At 36.8% G+C, this 19,330-nt stretch carries 13 protein-coding genes, 1 pseudogene and 1 CRISPR repeat array (1 of these 15 only partly in view); of the genes and pseudogenes, 8 read left to right on the top strand and 6 right to left on the bottom strand.

The features are described from left to right. Positions 1 to 847: direct repeats of the CRISPR family, unit length 28 nt; unit sequence GTTTACTGCCGCATAGGCAGCTTAGAAA; it begins 739 nt to the left of the window's first position. Positions 848 to 1,067: 220 nt separating this feature from the next. Next, positions 1,068 to 1,895 (bottom strand): mechanosensitive ion channel family protein, encoded by an 828-nt coding sequence (locus ACQ96U_RS00960; protein WP_431719353.1) that lies wholly within the window; start codon positions 1,893 to 1,895, stop codon positions 1,068 to 1,070. Between the two features lie 18 nt (positions 1,896 to 1,913). Beyond that, complete coding sequence (locus ACQ96U_RS00965) at positions 1,914 to 2,723, bottom strand: hypothetical protein (RefSeq protein ID WP_431719354.1); 810 nt, start codon at positions 2,721 to 2,723, stop codon at positions 1,914 to 1,916. Between the two features lie 594 nt (positions 2,724 to 3,317). Here ACQ96U_RS00965 and ACQ96U_RS00970 point away from each other — a divergent pair. From ACQ96U_RS00970 to ACQ96U_RS00995, 6 genes are all read left to right on the top strand, one after another. After that, a complete protein-coding gene (locus tag ACQ96U_RS00970) occupies positions 3,318 to 6,428 on the top strand; it encodes a GEVED domain-containing protein (protein WP_431719355.1) in 3,111 nt (1,036 codons plus the stop codon). A 362-nt stretch (positions 6,429 to 6,790) separates the two neighbouring features. Beyond that, positions 6,791 to 8,725: a Hint domain-containing protein gene (locus ACQ96U_RS00975; protein WP_431719356.1), complete on the top strand. Its 1,935-nt coding sequence runs from the start codon at positions 6,791 to 6,793 to the stop codon at positions 8,723 to 8,725. Positions 8,726 to 8,856: 131 nt separating this feature from the next. Further along, entirely contained in the window at positions 8,857 to 10,092 is a 1,236-nt protein-coding gene (locus ACQ96U_RS00980; protein WP_431719357.1) for a hypothetical protein, read from the top strand. A 13-nt stretch (positions 10,093 to 10,105) separates the two neighbouring features. Beyond that, the gene (locus ACQ96U_RS00985) at positions 10,106 to 10,954 is read left to right on the top strand and encodes a GEVED domain-containing protein (protein ID WP_431719358.1); all 849 of its coding nucleotides are present in this window, start codon (positions 10,106 to 10,108) and stop codon (positions 10,952 to 10,954) included. Positions 10,955 to 10,968: 14 nt separating this feature from the next. Further along, positions 10,969 to 12,483, top strand: coding sequence for an internalin (locus ACQ96U_RS00990; RefSeq protein WP_431719359.1), 1,515 nt, complete (start codon positions 10,969 to 10,971; stop codon positions 12,481 to 12,483). Positions 12,484 to 12,554: 71 nt separating this feature from the next. Then, on the top strand, positions 12,555 to 13,790 hold the full coding sequence (locus ACQ96U_RS00995) for a hypothetical protein (RefSeq protein ID WP_431719360.1): 1,236 nt from the start codon (positions 12,555 to 12,557) through the stop codon (positions 13,788 to 13,790). Positions 13,791 to 13,866: 76 nt separating this feature from the next. Here ACQ96U_RS00995 and ACQ96U_RS01000 read toward each other — a convergent pair. Next, positions 13,867 to 14,289: pseudogene (locus tag ACQ96U_RS01000) on the bottom strand (GNAT family N-acetyltransferase); the annotation flags it as partial. 305 nt (positions 14,290 to 14,594) lie between these two features. Here ACQ96U_RS01000 and ACQ96U_RS01005 point away from each other — a divergent pair. After that, positions 14,595 to 15,011 (top strand): GFA family protein, encoded by a 417-nt coding sequence (locus tag ACQ96U_RS01005; RefSeq protein WP_431719361.1) that lies wholly within the window; start codon positions 14,595 to 14,597, stop codon positions 15,009 to 15,011. A gap of 125 nt (positions 15,012 to 15,136) precedes the next feature. Here ACQ96U_RS01005 and ACQ96U_RS01010 read toward each other — a convergent pair whose 3' ends face one another. Both ACQ96U_RS01010 and ACQ96U_RS01015 read right to left on the bottom strand, forming a co-directional pair. Next, a complete protein-coding gene (locus ACQ96U_RS01010; RefSeq protein ID WP_431719362.1) occupies positions 15,137 to 15,802 on the bottom strand; it encodes a hypothetical protein in 666 nt (221 codons plus the stop codon). A 67-nt stretch (positions 15,803 to 15,869) separates the two neighbouring features. Continuing rightward, positions 15,870 to 17,651 carry a carbohydrate binding domain-containing protein gene (locus ACQ96U_RS01015; protein ID WP_431719363.1) on the bottom strand — a complete coding sequence of 594 codons (1,782 nt, stop codon included), beginning with the start codon at positions 17,649 to 17,651 and terminating at the stop codon, positions 15,870 to 15,872. A gap of 596 nt (positions 17,652 to 18,247) precedes the next feature. On the opposite strand from ACQ96U_RS01015, the gene ACQ96U_RS01020 reads away from it, so the two are divergent. Then, positions 18,248 to 18,709 carry a ricin-type beta-trefoil lectin domain protein gene (locus ACQ96U_RS01020; protein WP_431719364.1) on the top strand — a complete coding sequence of 154 codons (462 nt, stop codon included), beginning with the start codon at positions 18,248 to 18,250 and terminating at the stop codon, positions 18,707 to 18,709. A gap of 92 nt (positions 18,710 to 18,801) precedes the next feature. On the opposite strand, the gene ACQ96U_RS01025 is transcribed toward ACQ96U_RS01020, so the two are convergent. Then, complete coding sequence (locus tag ACQ96U_RS01025; RefSeq protein ID WP_431719365.1) at positions 18,802 to 19,179, bottom strand: hypothetical protein; 378 nt, start codon at positions 19,177 to 19,179, stop codon at positions 18,802 to 18,804. Positions 19,180 to 19,330 lie beyond the last annotated feature (151 nt).

The following is a 19,330-nucleotide window of genomic DNA, read 5'->3' on the forward strand; positions in this document are numbered from 1 at the left end:
CTTAGAAACGTTGAAGAGACCTGTTGTGTGGCTTGGTTTGGTTTACTGCCGCATAGGCAGCTTAGAAATTGGGGTTTATTGATTGAGTGGAGTTTTTACCGTTTACTGCCGCATAGGCAGCTTAGAAATTACCTTCACTGATTTGTACAAAGAGCATATCGTTTACTGCCGCATAGGCAGCTTAGAAATAGCGAGGGTTGCAGAAGCCTTAGAAGTACCGTTTACTGCCGCATAGGCAGCTTAGAAATTTAAAAGCCCCCCAGTAACACCGCCAAAATCGTTTACTGCCGCATAGGCAGCTTAGAAATTATTGGGCTAGTGAGCTGCAGCAGACCGTCAGTTTACTGCCGCATAGGCAGCTTAGAAAGTCCCCTTTAATGAGACCTTACTTTTATTTTCGTTTACTGCCGCATAGGCAGCTTAGAAAATATTCTTGATGCCCACCAAGAGAGGTTATCGGTTTACTGCCGCATAGGCAGCTTAGAAAGTCGGTATTGCATCTACATCAGGTGTTAATGTGTTTACTGCCGCATAGGCAGCTTAGAAATTCCTAATACACGACAGTTTACAACTATGTAGTTTACTGCCGCATAGCCAGCTTAGAAAGTTGATAACGAGGCAGGTAGCTATACGGGCCTGTTTACTGCCGCATAGGCAGCTTAGAAATGCCCGCTCCTTGCTTGTCATCGGCTCATATTGTTTACTGCCGCATAGGCAGCTTAGAAATCTTTAAAAACCAGAGATGCACACTTCTAGTGCGTTTACTGCCGCATAGGCAGCTTAGAAAAATGCTCATTGAGTCCGATTGCAAAGCCTTGCGTTTACTGCCGCATAGGCAGCTTAGAAATGTAGAGGGTCGATTTGTAATGTGTATAAAAAATAGTTTGTAATTACTGACATCGTGGCAGGAAGTGAAAAAGACTTGCTTATTTCAACCGAACTGTCTGCCGCAAGGACGCGGCAGTCAAGCCTCCAGGGATGGATTTACGGCGTGTTCGGAGGAAATTTGCTGGTCTTTTGATATATACACATAGTTTTTTATAAGCACTTTCAAGTAGTAAGCGATTTTAAATTTTGGCCTGTTTAGTAATATGCTGGATTGGGTAGGGTTGGGTTTGTGATCCAGTATAAAGTGAAAGGTGAGGGAAGGGAATTTCAATATCATTTTCATCAAAGGCATTTTTGACACGTTCTATAATACCATTTTTTAACGCCAGTAAATTTTCCCGTTTTGTCCAAACCGAGAATTGAATATTAATTGATGAATCACCAAAGCCTAATAACATAAACAATGGCTCTGGATCTTCTAAACATAAATTATAGTCTTCCGCCACTTTTAATAAAATGGTTCTCACTTTCTCCAGGTTTTCTTTGTAAGCGACCCCAATAGCTAAATCAAATCGTCGCAGAGGAAACCGAGTAAGCGTTGTGACTTCTGACTTTATAATCGTTTCATTGGGAATTCTGACAAATAGATTGTCAAAGGTTCTAAGTTTAACTGACAGCAGGTCAATGGATAATACTTCACCTAACGTTGAACCCACTTTAATGGTATCACCTACACTAAATGGTTTTTCACCGATTAAAAATATTCCACTGATTACGTTTGAAGCAGATGTTTGTGAGGCAAAACCAATGGCAACCGTCAGTATTCCTGCTGCACCGATAATAACACCAAGGTCAACATTGATTTGTTGTAGTGCCGTTACCAGAAAAAGTAAAATAATGAGGTAATAGCTTATACGTTGAAATATCAGCGTTTGATGTTGAGTGAGTTTGTCTTTACCCAGTTTGACGATTGCCTTAGATGCTATTTTAGCCAAGAAGAAACCGATAATAATAATAATGATACTGAAGGCAATTTGGTTAAATGTTAAATTTTGCAATGTTTCCATATTTTATTTTTTTAATCCTTATGAAAAAAAGACATTGTAGGCTTTGGATATTAAGCCTTCCTCTAAAGGAGTTTCTGCTGCATTAATTAACTCCCATTGGAAAAATCGTGTTGAGTATTCATTTGTAGGGTCGGCAAGTTTTATTTCACTTTTTGATTTTGTTTGGATTAATGTTATACCTGTCGTCCAAAGCAATCCTTCTTGATTTTGTCTTAACTCTAATGTAGGTACTGGGATATTAATTTTTTCGATTGACAACATGTGAGACTGATTATTCACAATGGTGACAGGAATAATGGCCCGATAGGGTTTTATTGAAACAAGGTTCTTATTAATTACCGCCCGTGTTTTACTGGCATAACATAATTGTCCTAGTTGAGTGTTTGGACCAAACCATGTATCAGAAAGGGCTCTTATGGGAATTTGACAGAGTAATACTCTATTATGACCAGTGCAAATACGAAACCATAATACGATGCTGATGTACAATGTGACATGTTCGTCCGGTAATAACATAATACGATCAAATGGTTTGACGACAATGTTACGGTCAGGTAACACTGGGGTTATTATTATTTGACTTTGTGTTTGAGCAACTACAAATCGTTTGAGTTCTTTAAAGCGGGTTAAATTCTGATTTTCAGATTGTGTTGTAACATGATCTTGCTCTTCTTCAAGCGCTACATTGGTGTGATTAAAGCGTACTTGCCATTCATGTTTCAAACGTAAAATATTTAACTCCAAACAGCCAAAGTTCCATGTTAGGCCTTGATTTTCTTCTAGATGAGTCGTTTGCCACCATCTTTCTATATCATCAGTTTGTGACATTATAGCTAAGCCGATATGAGATTAATGATACTCTTTATGAATCTGTTTTATCCCTCTTGGGTGCAAAGGGGGTTATTATCTGTGTTCTTGACCTAGTGTATATCAGAATGATTTTAGTTTTGTTAAAGACTTGGTTATATAGTTAATCTGTGACCATTTCGTTTTGTGAACCTTCTTAAATACTTCTTTATCGCTTTACTGCCGCCCCCTTGTGTCCTAAGGCATAAAAACCCTTAGTATTGGGTATACTTTTCTCAGCGAGAGTTTGATAGCCAATATTTTATTGGTCATTAATAGTTTAACTATTCAGCCTATTTTAATGGAAGTTAAGTCTAAGACGTTGTTATATCTGAAAGCGCGAATGGCTAAAAAATAGATGGTTAATAAAAATAGTTGATATGAATCAATAATAATTTACTAATTCATTAGAATATATAAGTGGGTGCTAAAAAAATAGACTAAAGTCTATAGTTTTTTGCTTGGAAAATGCTTGAAATAAATTAAAGGATAGGGTAGCGTGACTTTGATAAAAAAATTATAAATACGGAAGAAAAGAAGAGTCTAATAGTATAAAGACTAATACAGGGGGCTTTAATGAGGGATCATCTACTTTTTTTGATGACTCTTTTACTATTATCTTTCAATAGTATATCTGCAGAAAGGCTCGATCCATTAGAAGAGAATAGATATGGCATTGCTAATGGTCGATTACATCTTTTAGATAAAACTAACCGATCAGCATTGCTGAGCCATTCTACCAACAAGTCAAAAAATCAAATTGCACTTAAAGTAATAAAAAGTGATCAGTATAAGCATTACCAACAATTATTTAAGGGAATAGAGATTGAGGGCGCTGGTTTAATTATTAGCAAAGATGACGATCAAGGTAATCGTAAAGTTCTTTATCAAAATCTTTTTAAAAAAATTGAAAAGGATATTTCTTCGATTATACAGCCTACTGACTTTCCTATAGAAAAAGTACAAATATGGCTTATTGAAAGTTATTTGACAGGAAAGCAGTCAGTAAGTGACTGGAAATTAACTCACTATACCGTGAAACCTGTTATTTATATTAATTCAAATAATAAGGCTTATTACAGCTATAAAGTTGAATTTTTAGCGCGTTCTCCTTCTGTTATTAAGCCAATTAGGGAAAAACTTTTTTTAGATCCTTATACTCAAACAGTTATTGCTCGTCGAAATTTGATTAAGTACGCAAGTACGCGTATTGCTGGTAGTGGTTCGGGAGGGAATCAGAAAATTGGTTATCGTCAGTATAGTCAGCCACTTAGCTTAAGGCATACTGATACGGCATTAGAAGCAAATACCTTTTTAGTTAACTTTGATGGGGTAAACACTTGTACAATGGATTATGACAACGTACAAACCCTGGATGCAAGCCAAGATAATGCCGTTACTGTGCCATATCGTTATACCTGTTCTATGTCAGGCCAACACAATGAGAGTTTGGTTAATGGCGCTTATGGGGTTAAAAATGATGCTCAGTTTCATGGTCAGGTCGCTTATCAGTTATTTGATCAATTATCCTTTATTAACAGTGGTCCGCTTGGTAGGAGCGGAGGTAAAAAGAAACCCGTCAAGATTCGTGTACACTCAGGTTCTCGTTTAGATGATGGGTTTTGGGATGGAGAGTATATTAACCTGGGGGATGGAGATACATATTTTTATCCCTTGGTTTCGCTGGATTCTATTGCTCATGAATTAGCACATGGTTTTTTGGAAACTCATTCAAGACTAGAGGGAGATGCAGGCCATTCATTTGGAATTAGTGAATCATTCGCTGATATTGCTGGTGAAGCTGCAGAGTATTTATTAGGGAAAACGCAAAATACGAAACTTAACGACTGGTTATTTAATAAAGATTCATTTAAACAAGAGGGGGCGGCTCGTTATTTTGAAAAACCATCAAAAGATGGGAAGTCGATTGATAGTGCTAAACACCATTATTGGCAACAAAATGGCCACTACTCAGCCGGTGTTTTTAATAAAGCATTTTACCACCTCGTTCATGATAATGATGGTTGGACGCCACTTGAAGGATTTGAGTTATTTGCTAGAGCCGCAGTAAGTTGTTGGGGAGATTACCCAAGTTTTACAGAGGCAGCAAAATGTGTGTTGGATCAGGTTCAATATTTAAAGGTGAGTGGTACTGGACTGGCAAGTAAAACAACCGCGCAGCTAGAAGCGGAAGTAATGGCAGCTTTTGCAAAAGTTGATGTTTATGTACTGAGTAATATAGGTAGCCATGCCTTGTTTGACTATAGTATCTCTTATCGTGAAGTAACCTTTACAAATTTGAGTCATCAGTGGGGGCGTGTCAATGGTTCTTCTTTTGAGGAGTGGCATTGGGATTTTGGTGATGGCGTTACACAAATTCAAACTAATCCATTTGAATTAATAAAGCATCAATATAAAGACGATGGTCCCTATACCGTCAGACTCACTGTCGTTGATAGTTCAAGAAATCAATATAAATACAGTAAGACGATAAGCCTGGAACCACATTATTGTACTCCTTCAGGAAACCCTGGTGATCAGGATTTTATCAAACAAGTTAGCTTGACAAATACAAGACAGGGTCAACAACAAGGACCTGTTACTCAACAAGAAATTGCAGGGTATGGAGACTATTTAAATACGCCGTTTAAAGTAAATGCTGGTGAAGCATATCGCATTCAGTTAAATAAAGGCAGCAATAGCTATAGTCATTATTGGTCGATTTTTATTGATGTGAATGGTGATGGGGATTTTTCCGATGAGGGTGAATTAATAACCGAGTCTAAAAGTAAAGATGATATTAATGTGCAAATGACTATGCCGTTATTACCTGCTAACAGTCGTACACGAATGCGTATTGCTATGAGTTGGGGGACGAAAATTAAGAATCCATGTGATTCACTCAAAGTGGGAGAGTTTGAAGACTACTTGCTGGTAAATGGCAATACGGATACAAGCCAAAATCCGTTAGTTCGTTATAGCTTCAGAAAGGTAGAGGATACTGTTTATTTTAAAAATACCTCTTTATATCTACCAGATGAAATGGATTGGCAATGGCAAATTAATGGTGAAACATTCAGTACCAAACCTGCATTTAACAGCGAAATTTTTCATCAATTTGAAGTGCCGGGCGAGGGTGAGCCTCCGATTACCTATCGAGTCAGGTTAGTACTGAATGGAGAATATAACAGTACTATCACTGAAATCACTTTTGAAAATGAATCGGATACATCTGGTCTTCCTGTTGGGTACTGTTCAGCAAAGAGTACATCTATGGGGTGGGTTTACTTAAACCAGTTTGGCATAGGTGCATTTGATCATATGTCAGGTAATGAAGGTGAGGGTTATTATGACTATAGAGCAGAGAAAATTCCTTTAGCGAGAGGTGAAAGTTATTATTATGCCATCACTGCTTATTATCCTTGGATCACAAGAGGGACTTATGCTGGTATTTGGGTTGATCTAAATCGAAATGGATCGTTTGAAGGCAATGAAAAACTCGCTACTAATAATGGCTTTAAGGGTACGGCTAGTGGTAGCTTTTCTATTCCAGGTAATGCCAATAAAGGGGCAACAAAATTGCGGGTTATAATTAAAACCAAAGGTGAGCCTAAGGTGTGTGGAAAATTTGGACAAGGATATGGTGTTTCAGGAGAAGTAGAAGATTATATTGTAGATATTCAATAATATTCTTCCTTTAGGGCCTGTTAACACTATTTGAATCACCACTGCCGTAGACTATTTTTTCGCCTAGCAAGGCACAAGGAATGCCGTGTAGTCATTCTACATAAATGACTTGTAACACCGCTAGGTGGAAAAATAATCACGGCCCGAAGGGTCATAATAGTGATATTCAAATAGTGTTAACAGGCCCTAGCATAAACCTGATTTAGAAAGTGAGCTAATTAGTATGTAATTAATAGTAAAAGATAATTAATTAGATCAATAACAAATAACCTTAAATTAAAGTGGTATCTTTTACTGTAAAAAAAGTGAGTTCTGAATATTATTTGATAACCAACACTAATAAGCATAAAAAGGACTACATCGTGAAACTCAATAAACTCTCATTAGCTATCTCAGCCATAGCAGTGTCAGGTGTATTATGGTTTAACCCAGTCAGTGCTGCTGAACACCGTTTATCTATTCCTGTTGAGGAGTTGTCATCTTCATTTGATAAGGCACGACTCCATATTGATAATATAATTGGTAAGAAAAGAGGTCCTGTAAAATTAGATCTTTCTGATCAGCAACAATATGATTATATTTTAGAGCACTTACGCTTAACGGGCACAACCAGAGAGAAGTCACCACAGTTGTATAAAATGCTTGAACAGTCAAAAAAAGAGCATACTCTAAAGCGTGACTATCATAAGATGCTTAAGTCAGGAATGACAAAAAATAGAGCTATTTCATTATTAAACTTAAATAATAATGAACGTATTAATATTGCAAGAGTATTGGCTGATGATAAGCCAAAAGATATTTTTCATAGAATACAGGATTTAGATGCAGGGAAGAATGTAAAAACAGAAAAGGATGAAATGCTGGCTAAAGCTAGAACCAGTATTACCGGTAAAATGACGTATACTTATACTAGCGCTATTGTTATGGGGCAACACCCTGATGATCCAAATAAGACAATTAAGCTAGGTCATCCCGGGGGTATACATGCTTTTGCTGGTAAAGCAAATAATGTTGTTGCTTATAGCCCTGTATCAGATGAATTTATTAGCGCTGTTTATGATGACTCCGATATTTTGACAGTTGAGTCTATAGTTATATACGAAGATGCTGATGGTAACAAAGGTCATTATCGTATAATCTCAAAAAAAACGGTGAGTGAGTATAGAGCTAAACTAAAAGGTACTAATACTAATGGTGAACTGGATTTAGTTGCGCCTACAGATAAGAATGATGATAATAAAATTCAGGTATGTTTAAATCGTGATCATGGTGATTGTGACTATGATCAAATGTATCCTGCAAATACGCCAAATGATAAGCTATTAATCAAATTACCCTTTAATGGATCAATTACTACCCCCCATAAAATTAAAAAAATTTACAAACCTTCTGAAGTACCACCAGATACGTTTATATCCGGAAAAACAAATATTTGGATTTCTACCAATACAGGAGAGCATGCTCAGTTAGTTGATCCTGCCACAGGAGATTCATTTGTTGATTTTATTGAAACCCGTGAAGTTACCATTGATGGACAACCTCATACTATTATTTCTTGGGATATTCCTAAAGAGAAAGCAGTATTTGGCACTGCTACAATGTATAAACGTTTCAAAAATGTGGAGTGGGAAATTCATATAGTCGCTGATGTTAACCCAATGTTTTATGATGAGGTAACGTTTACAGTAGATATTACAGCAGATAATAGTAAAACACCTTCTCACCAATGGGTTGTTGAAGACAAAATGCCCTTTATGTATTTTGAATACAGCTGTATGGCTAAAGGTACTCAGATTACCATGGCGGATGGTTCGCAAAAGCCTATTGAGCAAGTTATGATTGGTGATCAAGTGCAGGCTAATGGTTTAATTATGAAAGTAGAGGATACTTCAATTGGTAATGAAGTATTACCGATGATTCGTATTAATACCAACGATGGTAAGTCTGTTCTCTTAACCGAAACCCATCCAGTGTTAACCAAAAACAGAGGTATTATTTGGGCGAAGGAAGTGCGTCAGGGTGATCAGTTAATGACTAAGCAGGGCACTACGCCTGTTATTAAAATAGCAGAAGAAAATTATAATGATACTGTTCATAACCTCAAGTTAGCAAAAATTGAAGGTTCAAAAACCGTATTAACAGCTGATGCTAAAGCGGTATTTGCCAATGGATTGTTAGTGGGAGGGATATCCATGCAAGCGGATTATTCTTTTAAAGACCAACAACAATTAACTGTTGAAGAACAACTTCAGCAAATTCCTGAACGTTGGCATCAGGACTTCTTGAATAACCAATAGCAACTATTTAGTCAGTAACTGCAGTATAATGATTATAGTCGCAGTTACTGACTTTAACTATAGTATCCTACACTGAGTATCCCTGGTGCGTTGATAGTGACGTAAAAGGAAGAATTTAAGGACATACTTTGATGAAGAAAAAAAAACATAACTTCATCCATGCCATGATACTAACAGCAGGAGTGGCTGTAATTCCTGTGACAAGTTTAGCTTCTGAAATACCTGGCATTGATAATGATAATATTCCTTTAGGTACGGCTTATCACAGTAAAAAAGGCGGTTTTTATGGCTTTCAAGCAGTTAATGGTAGTGTAGATGAGTCCTATGGTAATACAGAATCGGAAATTCGTTTTGCCGTAGATTTAGGGTATAAACAGCTTTTGGATATGGTTAATGGCAGTGTTGATGTGGGTGTTAAAGTCAATGCAGTAAGTGTTGATGCTGGAGGACAATATGCGACAGAAAATTCAGCTGATGAGTATACGGGTACTTATACTTTTTATTTAAATAGCAAACCTAAAAAGCGGTTATTGGTTCCTGAGAATAATCAAGGTTATCAACCTACAACGGCGGCAGTTGAATTAGCGAATGACAGTCCTGGAAATCGTTTTGAAGAATTAGGTGATGAGTTTGTAACGGCTATTGAATATGGCTCATATTTAATGATTAATATGAAGATAGAGTACCGTAGTGCAAAAGATAAAAAAAATATTGGCGGATATTTAAAAGTTGATGCTATGGGGGTTGTTAATGTTAGTGGAGATCTTGATTTATTAGATGAAGCTACCAAAAACTCTGTAAAAATATCGATTACTGCAAAACAGGTTGGAGGTGATCCCTTAAGGTTAGCAAATATTATTCCAGATGGTCTTATGAAGTGTAGTTTGGCTAATCCTACACCATGCTTTAACTTATTTACAGAAGCTGTTATTTATTTGAAAAAAGACTACATTAACCAACTAAGTAATTTAGATAAATATAATCCTGTTAAGCTTTATACTCAGCAGTATAAATATTCTGGTCCAAGCTTAAATGTATTATTGCCCCAAGCTGGGTATGAAGATATAGAATACTTAACTAAGCTTTCTGTAAAACGAATGAGTGATCGTTGGGTTAAGTCTATGTTAGACAAACGTCGGGCAGAAAATATTTTAAATTATTACTCTGCAACCTTAAGCTCAGAAGATAAAGCAATTATTAAAGATATTGAAGCTAAAGCACGGTTCAACGCCTATAGCTATGCCAGTGCCGTTGCCTATTGCCAAAAAAATCCCCTTGGTAGCTATTGCCGTGAGCGTGAGCAAATAATTAATGCGAGTAGTATTAGGACATATGACGATTCAAAATTGAATTTAAGCTCACTCTAATAAGGAAATAAAGATGATAATATGGCATCGTATTTATTACACTGTGCTGTTTTGCATGGTCGGATTGTTTGCAAATTTAGGTTATGCTAAACAATACCAAAACTATGGTATGTGGAATGATATCCTTTCACCTAGTCAAGCCGTTGGCCGATTTCAATGGCTTGAAAAATGTTATAGTGGGTTATTGGTTGAGACTTGGGAACGGATGTATGATGCAACTGACTTACAGTCTGAACAGGATAAAATTAATGCGTTAAAAAATGCGTGGCTTTATGATCGAGGTAATTTAAAAACCTTCCCTCAGTATTTAACTTTTGGTAATGAAAGCCATGAAAATCCAGCTAATTGGATAGCAGGTGTTTCCGCTACAGATTCTTGTAAAACGATCCCTGTAGGGTATCGAGTGATTGGTTTAATTACTAGTTTTGACTTTAAAGAGTATTGCAAAATATCAGCAAGAGACTCTTCAAAAGAATATATAAAGCAAGTTGATTTTGGTTCTTTCAGTAATTCCAGTGCTGCCAATAAGTTATCTAATTTTTGGGGGCGTGTTATTCAGGTGAGCCGTGGCAGTAATTATAATCTTGTGGTTACACCTGGATATACTATTATGGCCTGGCCTGAAACATGGCATGGTTGGATTGACTGGAATAGGGATGGTGATTTTGCTGATAAAGGTGAAGCAATTTTAGTTAATGAAGTGAGTGACGAAGCTATTAGTAAGCTGATTAAAGTGCCTGCCAATGCAAAACCTGGGTTTACCAAAATGCGTATAACCATGGATATGGGAGGAGGAAGTCGTAATCCATGTCAAAATGTGCGTTTTGGTGAAGTCGAAGAATATACGATAAAAATAAATTAAGGCAGGGCAAGGACATGAAACCTATACTATTTTCAGGTCTGTTGGTCAGTACAGCATTAAGTGTTATTAGCGATGCTGTCGCAATGGACAGAGAGTTACCATTTGATCATCAACCCGAAAGATCTTGGTCAATGATGTCGGAAAGGTTTGGAACAAAAATTCCAGGCCTTGTGAATGACCATATTCAATTGGGAACGGCGTATGACAGCACAAAAGAAATATTTTTAAATCATCAACCCGTTGCCGGTGTAGAAAGACAAAACTATGGTGGAGTTAAGTTTACCGTTACCTATGATCAAGACACTAGCTATGATGAAGTCTTAAGTATGCTTAATGGTAGTGTTGATGCTTCAGTCGCCATCAATGTTGTTCAAGTAAATGCGGGGGCTCATATCGCAAAAGAAGCAGCAGAGTCTGAGTATGCTAGCTCTTATACATTTAGTGCAACAGCAACGCCTAAAAAGCGTGTATTGCTACCTGAAAACGCTAATACCGGCTTTGTGCTATCTCCAGTGGGTGATGCTATTGCAACTCAATACCAGAATCAATTAGCTGAGTTAGCAGGTGATGAGTTTGTTACTTCCATCGAATATGGTTCTCAGCTGTTTGTAAATATGAAAGTGGAATTTTTAAATAGCCGTGATAAAGATAATATTGGTGGCTATTTAGGTGTTGATGTGGCTGGGGGGATTGTATCGGTTAAAGGTGAACTGGATTTTCTGGATGAGGAGGTTAAAAAGTCCGTTAAAATTACAGTGAGAGCACTACAAAAAGGCGGTAATCCTATAGAACTACTTAAGGTTATTCCAAATAATATTATTACGTGTTCACTGGAAAATCCAAAACCTTGCTTTGATTTATTCGAGGAAGCTATTCAGTATGCAAAAACGGATTTCCAGCTGCAGTTTGATTCTTTGAGTGATTATAATGTAGTCAGTTATGAAACGACACGTTATGACCGTAGTACGCTTGATGTTAAACGTTTAGTTCCTGAGTATCAGGAAGTCAGTTGGCAGCGGGACCAAATTATTTATGAGATGACTGATAACTACAAGCATGCCATAAAAGATGAGCAGCGCGCTTCTGACTTATTAGCAAGCTACTATAGTTGGATGCCCAATGAGCAGAGAACAAAAGTAGAACAAATAAAACAAGCGGCTTATAACAATGCTTGGTTATATTATGACATTGCAAAGTATTGTCAGGAACACCCTTTTGGAACTGAATGTGTTGATTATTGGAACAATGTGAAAGACACCTGTGCATCTACTGCAGAAGAAGCCTGTATTGCTGAATATGATCGCTCACAGTTAGAAGTTAACAGTGAGGTTAAGTCTGTTCATCAGTGTGAGGTTGCGCGACAAACAGCGACAAATAATGGCTTGGAAACTGAACAACAATCGATCGCTTATCGGAATTTACGTTGGGCTCCCGTTTTTGTTGATAATGCTAAGCCAAGCGATGGCATATTAGAGTGGACACCATGTGAGTTTGCATTAGCGACTTATGGTGATTATTTCATAAACTAATATCTAAACTATACCCTTTTCGAAGGGTATAGTATTTGCTATTTAGGTACTACTATGTAGGAACCAGTACTGTGAAAAAAATATCCACAATTCTGCCATTTGAGTACAATGCTTGTGATACTATTGCACTTGGTTATGTTAATAAAAGCCATTTGAAATCTGTTTGGATCCATCTTTTAATAACATTATTCATTTTGTTATCAACATCGGTAACGAGTGCTGAATATATAGCAGATAATGCTCAACTAGCATGGCTTGGGCTGGGATTAGATAGCCGGAGTGGTTTTAAAAAGCAGGCTTGTGTTACAGGGCGTTGGAAAAAAGCAGGAGATACAAGTGTTGAGCTGTACTATTTAGGTTCTCGCCAAACAAAAGATACGATGGAACAGGTCTTTGGTAAGGTTAAAGGTGGTGTGAATGTCATTATTTTTTCCGGTTCGGTAAGCGTGTCAATGACATCACGTATTTCAGAAAACAAAACAACGGCAGCTTCAACAGTTAAACTTATCTACAATGGACCTAATTATACTTTGGAAAACCGCTATTTAACACCTTTAGGGCAGACTATGGTAGGTGCTGATCCTCATACTGTGATTAACAAATGTGGTGATGTGTTTATTTACCATATGGATACGGGAGGGGAAGTATATGTAACAGCAAAGTTACACTTTAAATCCAAAGAGGCTTATAAAAAATTCGTCACTAAAGTCAAGGTTCGGGTTTTATTTGTTAAAAAAACTAAAACCTATACCAAAGAGTGGTATGATTATGCGGAAGATGCTGTCTATAGCATTAATGTAGTGACTAACGGTGGTGAAACTCCGAAACTGACACAATTACTCAATAATAATCCCAAATACTGTAAAATTGAAAATATCAATGACTGTTTTAACACGGCAAGTTTATTATTTGACTATTTATTTGGTGACAATGGTTATCATCAGGACTTAAGCACAGCATCTATGAAGGTATTATCCTTTGATACGCGTCGGTATGATCATTCTGGGCATTTTGCATTAAATCCTCCAAATGAGCCTTATATTGATCCGGGTTTTAAAATACAAGAAGAAAAAATAAAGATTAAATTACTGGAGCAATATGACTATCAACAATCGCTTCAGGCATTTTATGCGGTTGAGTCTGATCATGAACAAAAAGAAAAATACGCGGAAGAGCTAACTAAAGTTGAACATAATCTGAATAAATTACACCAAGCAACCGTTGTATGTCAGGCGGCATCTGAATTTGCAGCTTGTCGGATAGCCGTTGATCAAGCAATGCGTGATTTGTATACAGTACAAATTTAACTATTTTTTATATAGCACCATCAATAACACGATAATAATTGACTATTACTACCGTGTATAGGTGAGTAATGGATTATTACTGTATAAAACGATGAAGTCCATATATGACATGGTCAACTATTTTACCGTTTAAATTTTCTGCATTAGTTATAATACCCTCTTGATTCATGCCTAGTTTTTCACAAATCTTACGACTTGGGTAGTTTTCTGTTGCAACTGATATCTGGATTTTTTCCATGTCTAACTTTTCAAAGGCATAGGTAATAAGTGCTTTAACTGCTCTTGTAACGATACCTTTTCCTTGGTATTCAGCACTTAGCCAATAACCAATTTCCACTTTTTTGAGTTCTTGGTTAATCGTTTTATAGCATATATTACCAACTACCTGCTTGTGGAAAATTAAAGCGCAGGTTAATGATTTTCCTTCCGCATAATCATGCAGTGAGCGTTTGACGAATGAGATAAAGAAGTCTTCAGAGTCCGCGTGAGGTGGCCATGTTAGCCATTGGGCTAGGTATTTGCGTTAACTTGAGACAATTTTGTAGTAGTCAGTGGCAAATGAAGGTTGAACTAAAGCCAGCTCAAGTTCGTTATCAATTTTAAATGTAAACAAAACGTGTTTCCTAATTTTTAAAAGTTATACAAACACTGTAAACATTCTAACGAGAATACTTCTTTTATGCGAACTGTATGACAGTTGTGTTTAATGTGATCACAAAAGCAATAGGTGTCCTACTGACATAATGCTGTCAGTAGGGTTGTATTACAGTGAGTGTAAGCTAGCAATAAACAAAAGGTTATGTTATGAGTGAAAATAAAGGCCAATGTGCATGTGGATCAGTTGAATACTCATTTGAAGGGGAGCCGATCAATACAGCATTCTGCTATTGCAAATCCTGCCAAATACATACGGGTTCTGATAAGTGGTTTGGTGTTTGGGTACCTAAAGAAAAGCTGGCGTTCACAAAAGGGCAACCAGCGTTGTATACCCGTCTAGGTGATTCAGGTAAAGAAATGATCCACCAGTTTTGTAGTCAGTGTGGAACAACCCTTTGTATAGACGTCACGGTAGGTAATTTTTATTCAGTTTCTGCCAGTACGATAAATAACAATCATGAGTTAAAACCCAATATGGCAATTTATACGGCATCTGCGCCAAGTTGGGCGGTATTCCCAGAAGGTGTGCCCAAATATGATGTTTTACCACCAGAGTTTAGTTAATATGACTTTGGTAGGCAGTATTTTTTAAGGAAAGCGGCTGAAAAGTCGTTTTGATTATTATAGCGGTCCACTTTGTGGTACCGCCATATTTTAATGGTCAAAGGCTATTCTTCAATGGCCAACAGTTATTCTGCACCTCCATTACTGGTTTTGCGAGTGGGTGCAGGAATGGTAAATGCGGTTGTCTTCATTACATCCACTTTACCTTGGTTTATATGGTGAGTTAGCTCACTATCATTAGTAATCTTTACGGCACCTGTGCTGGGGTTTACCGTAGCGGTATAAAGTCCATTGGTGGTAGATACTGAAATATAGGCTTGTTTTTTACCCCTGTGTATTGAAATACGTTCGTAGGGTTGTCCGTTCTCGATTTTACCTTCCCATACCTCGACAGAATCTGAAAAATTATACGTGGCGTCTAACTTCACTCGATATTGTTCATTGTTATGGGGGATATTGACCACTAACGTTTGTTCTAAAGCAAGATTTGCCAATAAGTCAGTGTCCATTTTTGCTTGACCAACATGGATACCATTTTCCTCAATAAGAGGGTTATTCATGTTGACAGCCCAGACAGGCCTTGGTTTATTATTGTTGATTATTGCACTATCGTTTTTTATTGATTCCGTGGGTTTTACCTGTTGTAAGCCTTCTTGACTTTGTTGAGGTGATTTATCGTTATTTCCTGCATGTTTAACGGTATTGGCTGTTATTGGAGTTGTTGCTTTTATTGGCTTAGATTGATCATCTTTACTGAGAAAAAAATAGGTTATAAGGGCGCAAAACAGCATTAAGCACCCTATGCTTGTAGTGACTTTTAACATTATGGTGTATATCCAGGGGTTTAGTATGGAACTGCTAGAGCTGACTCATTTTACTTAGTTGGACATTATCAACCGCAAAATTAATGCCTTTGTCGGGCCCAAATATAAACAATTTTTGTACAAGGACCTGACCTTTCGGGGAAATGTTGATGTTGCCTGTTATTGTGTGCCATTGGTTAACTGATACAGGTTGCTGATTAATAGTTAGCCAGTGATGACCTGCATCGTCATAATAATATAGTCTCATATCAGCATATTGGGGAATATTTGACTGACTTGTCAGCTTAAAATTGGCTTTTACCTGATATGTAGTATTGTTTTTAAGTAAACCCCGCACATCGTATGCTGCTCCTGCATACCAGTATGGACGGTTAGCTATGGCTAAATGATGCTGGCCTTCTTGGCTTTTAGTTAAGGCGATTTGGCTATCAAACCCTTGATGCCAGCTATTTAATCCATCTTCAAAGTTATGAGAAAATAGAGTATGTGTTTTAAATGTAGGCTTTTCAGGTTGGTTGATAGCTTTTTTAACAACGATATCATCTAGCAGAAAGGCACTACCTTTGCGATTACTCGTTGACGAAATAGCAAGCTTTATTTTTTGTTCATTTTTTAAAGAAGAACTTTGTGAAAGAATGAAACTTGCTTTTACTTGCATAAACTCTTTATTGGTTACGGATAACGTTTTAAGAATAATATCTTCCTGCCTGGGTCTTTGTAAGATAAACTTGATTTGTTCTCTCGCATTATTTGGGGTGCTTAATTTTACGTTTGCAGAAAAATTATAATAGATGTCAGCTTTTAAATCCTTAATGATGGTATAAACCTCTGCTTTTCCTTGAGTATTTGCTACGTTAAGTGCATTGTCTTGTCCACATGATTTCTGTATTTTTTCAATGGTAAGTTGGCTACCTGAGTGTGAGTGCCAGTACTGTAGTTCGGATTCTTTTAATTTAGGATGATCAATTAAATTCCCTGGTATTTTTGGTTGATTACATAGCTTAACATTTGTATTGTTTTTATTAGCTAACTCATACTTGGTCGGCATAAACTCAGCTAATTGTAAGGCAACCCGATTCAGTGCAAGTGCCGCATTAGTTCCATCTTTTTTATGGATATCAACACCACATGCCATTCCATGACATTCAAAGATAGTCGGATTTGAAAAAAAGGGTAAACGTGGTACCCACTTACCTTGGCTATATGCGCTTTGATAGGCCATATTGGTTACGTACTGACCAACTTCTCCATGGCCAACGCCCCACTCATAAATTGAACCTTTACTTTTTTGTGCTCGTGAGTGGTGTAATCCCATATTATGACCTAACTCATGAGCATAGGCGCTGACACAGTTTACCCCAACCCAATTGTAAGCAACTGATGTTGAGTTTGCAGAGAGTTCTCCTTTTTTATTGCGCCAGGGTAAGTACCCTAGGCCACAATATTGGCTAGAAGGGCCTACGAGTGTTACAAAATCAGCACCATGTTTTGCTCTGAGTTCTGCAACATAATTGCTGGATTTTAATTTTTTTAGGGATGGTTTGGTTAATTTATCATTAAACCCTTCAGTGTCAGGTAATATGCTATGGTGAACTAAACGTAATTTAATATTGATATTACTGTTTTCATAGCTTTTATTGGCATAATTAATAAACTGACTAAGCTTGGCTGGCATATCGTATTTTGAATCAGTGTTTTTTGTATAAACAGCCATAACATCCATAATAACAGGTTGTTGTGCTAAAACATATGTACTAGATAATAGTGGTGTTGTTATTATCAGAGAGCAAGCTAAAGCTTTGTTGAAAGAGTGCATGTAACCTCTTTGTTCAAGAAAATAAAAAGTATTAAATGTTAGAAGTACTATCGAGATGATAATTCTTAGACGTTGGTTTTAGTGCTAGTGTTTGCTTTTTATTTAAACACTATTTTAAGGATGGCTCTAAAAATAGTGTTTTTCCAGTAATATTTTTAAGCTTAACCGGATGAAATAGTAGCGTGTTACAAAATATATTTGAATAGCGTTGTTATGTATGCTGATAAATGTAGTTATTTAAACGATTAAATGTTATGAAAGTGCGCTGGAGTTTACTGGAGTAAAGTATACCCTTCATAAATCATTTTAGAGATATCTGTCATTGGTAGTGTTTGTAATACGGAAAGTGGTTTGCGAATGTTTTCGTGTATTGTTGAAAAATTATTAATTTTTATTAATGGGTATTAAAAACTTCATGTCATATTTTTCCTTTTTAAATATATCTTCATTAAGCTGAACTTTCAGTTAGTTCATTGCTTCGAATTTGTTAACAGCCCTAAAGAGAGCCAATAAATCTAACTGCTAATAAAAACTTACTTTTCTATAGCATCAATATGTTGACTTGCGCTGCTCTTGCTTTTTAAGGAGGAATGATAATGAAAATAATGTTCAAACTTGTCTGCGTATCTGTTGTACTCGCGTCATATAATACATTTGCGGGTGAAATAAAGCTTGTTTATGATTCCCGGTACTGTATTCATACAGCATCAGGTCACCACAATGATGGTGATAATATACATTTATGGAAGTGTAATGGAAACAGTAACAGTCAATGGGTATGGGATGGCAGTAAAATACGTTTTAAAGGATCAGATAAATGTTTAAGCAAAAAAGGAACAGGTTCTGCATCTAATGGAGATAATATACATCTATGGTCGTGTGCTCGTGGTAGCTCAAAGAATAATCATTGGGACAGGATTAGGAGCAACAGGCTAAAGCTTCGTGGCACAAACTACTGTATCAATAAAAAAGGGTCAAACTACCCAAAAGATGGAGATAATATACATCTTTGGGACTGTAATAAAGGAGATTACTCTAACAGTCAGTGGTATTTCTAGCGTATTTCATATCCGAGCTGAATAATAAAGTTGTTTGCCCAGTTACCCCGCATACACGGGGTAACTATTGTAGGAGTGTTTAACTATCATCATTACTCTTCAATAGGCGTTATTGACAATAGTTGAATGGCTCCGTGTAAAGGCCGATAAACTTTGACGATAGCGGCATAGGGTACGGCATCAGGATAGACGGGTTGAGCATTACAAATGAATTTATAGTTTGTTCCTGCGACAACCTGTGTTGAAACTGCAAATGGTGTGTAGGCAACCCCAACTAAACCATCCAGTGCTTGATCAAACACAGCCATTTCAAAACGATTAATATCTGTTCGATAAAGAGTCCATCCCCCAGGGATTGTTGAACTCGCCAACGTTGCTGAGTCATTAGTAGTGTACTGACTATCTGCAAAGGCCTGATAAAGTGTTATTCCTGGTAATAGACAAATTAAAAATAATAGCCTTTTTAACATTTGAAACTCCTTTTCAAAAAAATATTTCCTGTGATTGAGAACACCGACATTAACACAAAAAGTTACAAATAGACTAACTTAAAAACAATAAGAATTGATATAAGACAATATAATTATTTGAGTTTATAGAAAATATGAGCGCCAGTACTAG

The sequence above is a fragment of the Zooshikella sp. RANM57 genome, assembly GCF_050749885.1.
Classification (GTDB): Bacteria; Pseudomonadota; Gammaproteobacteria; order Pseudomonadales; family Zooshikellaceae; genus Zooshikella.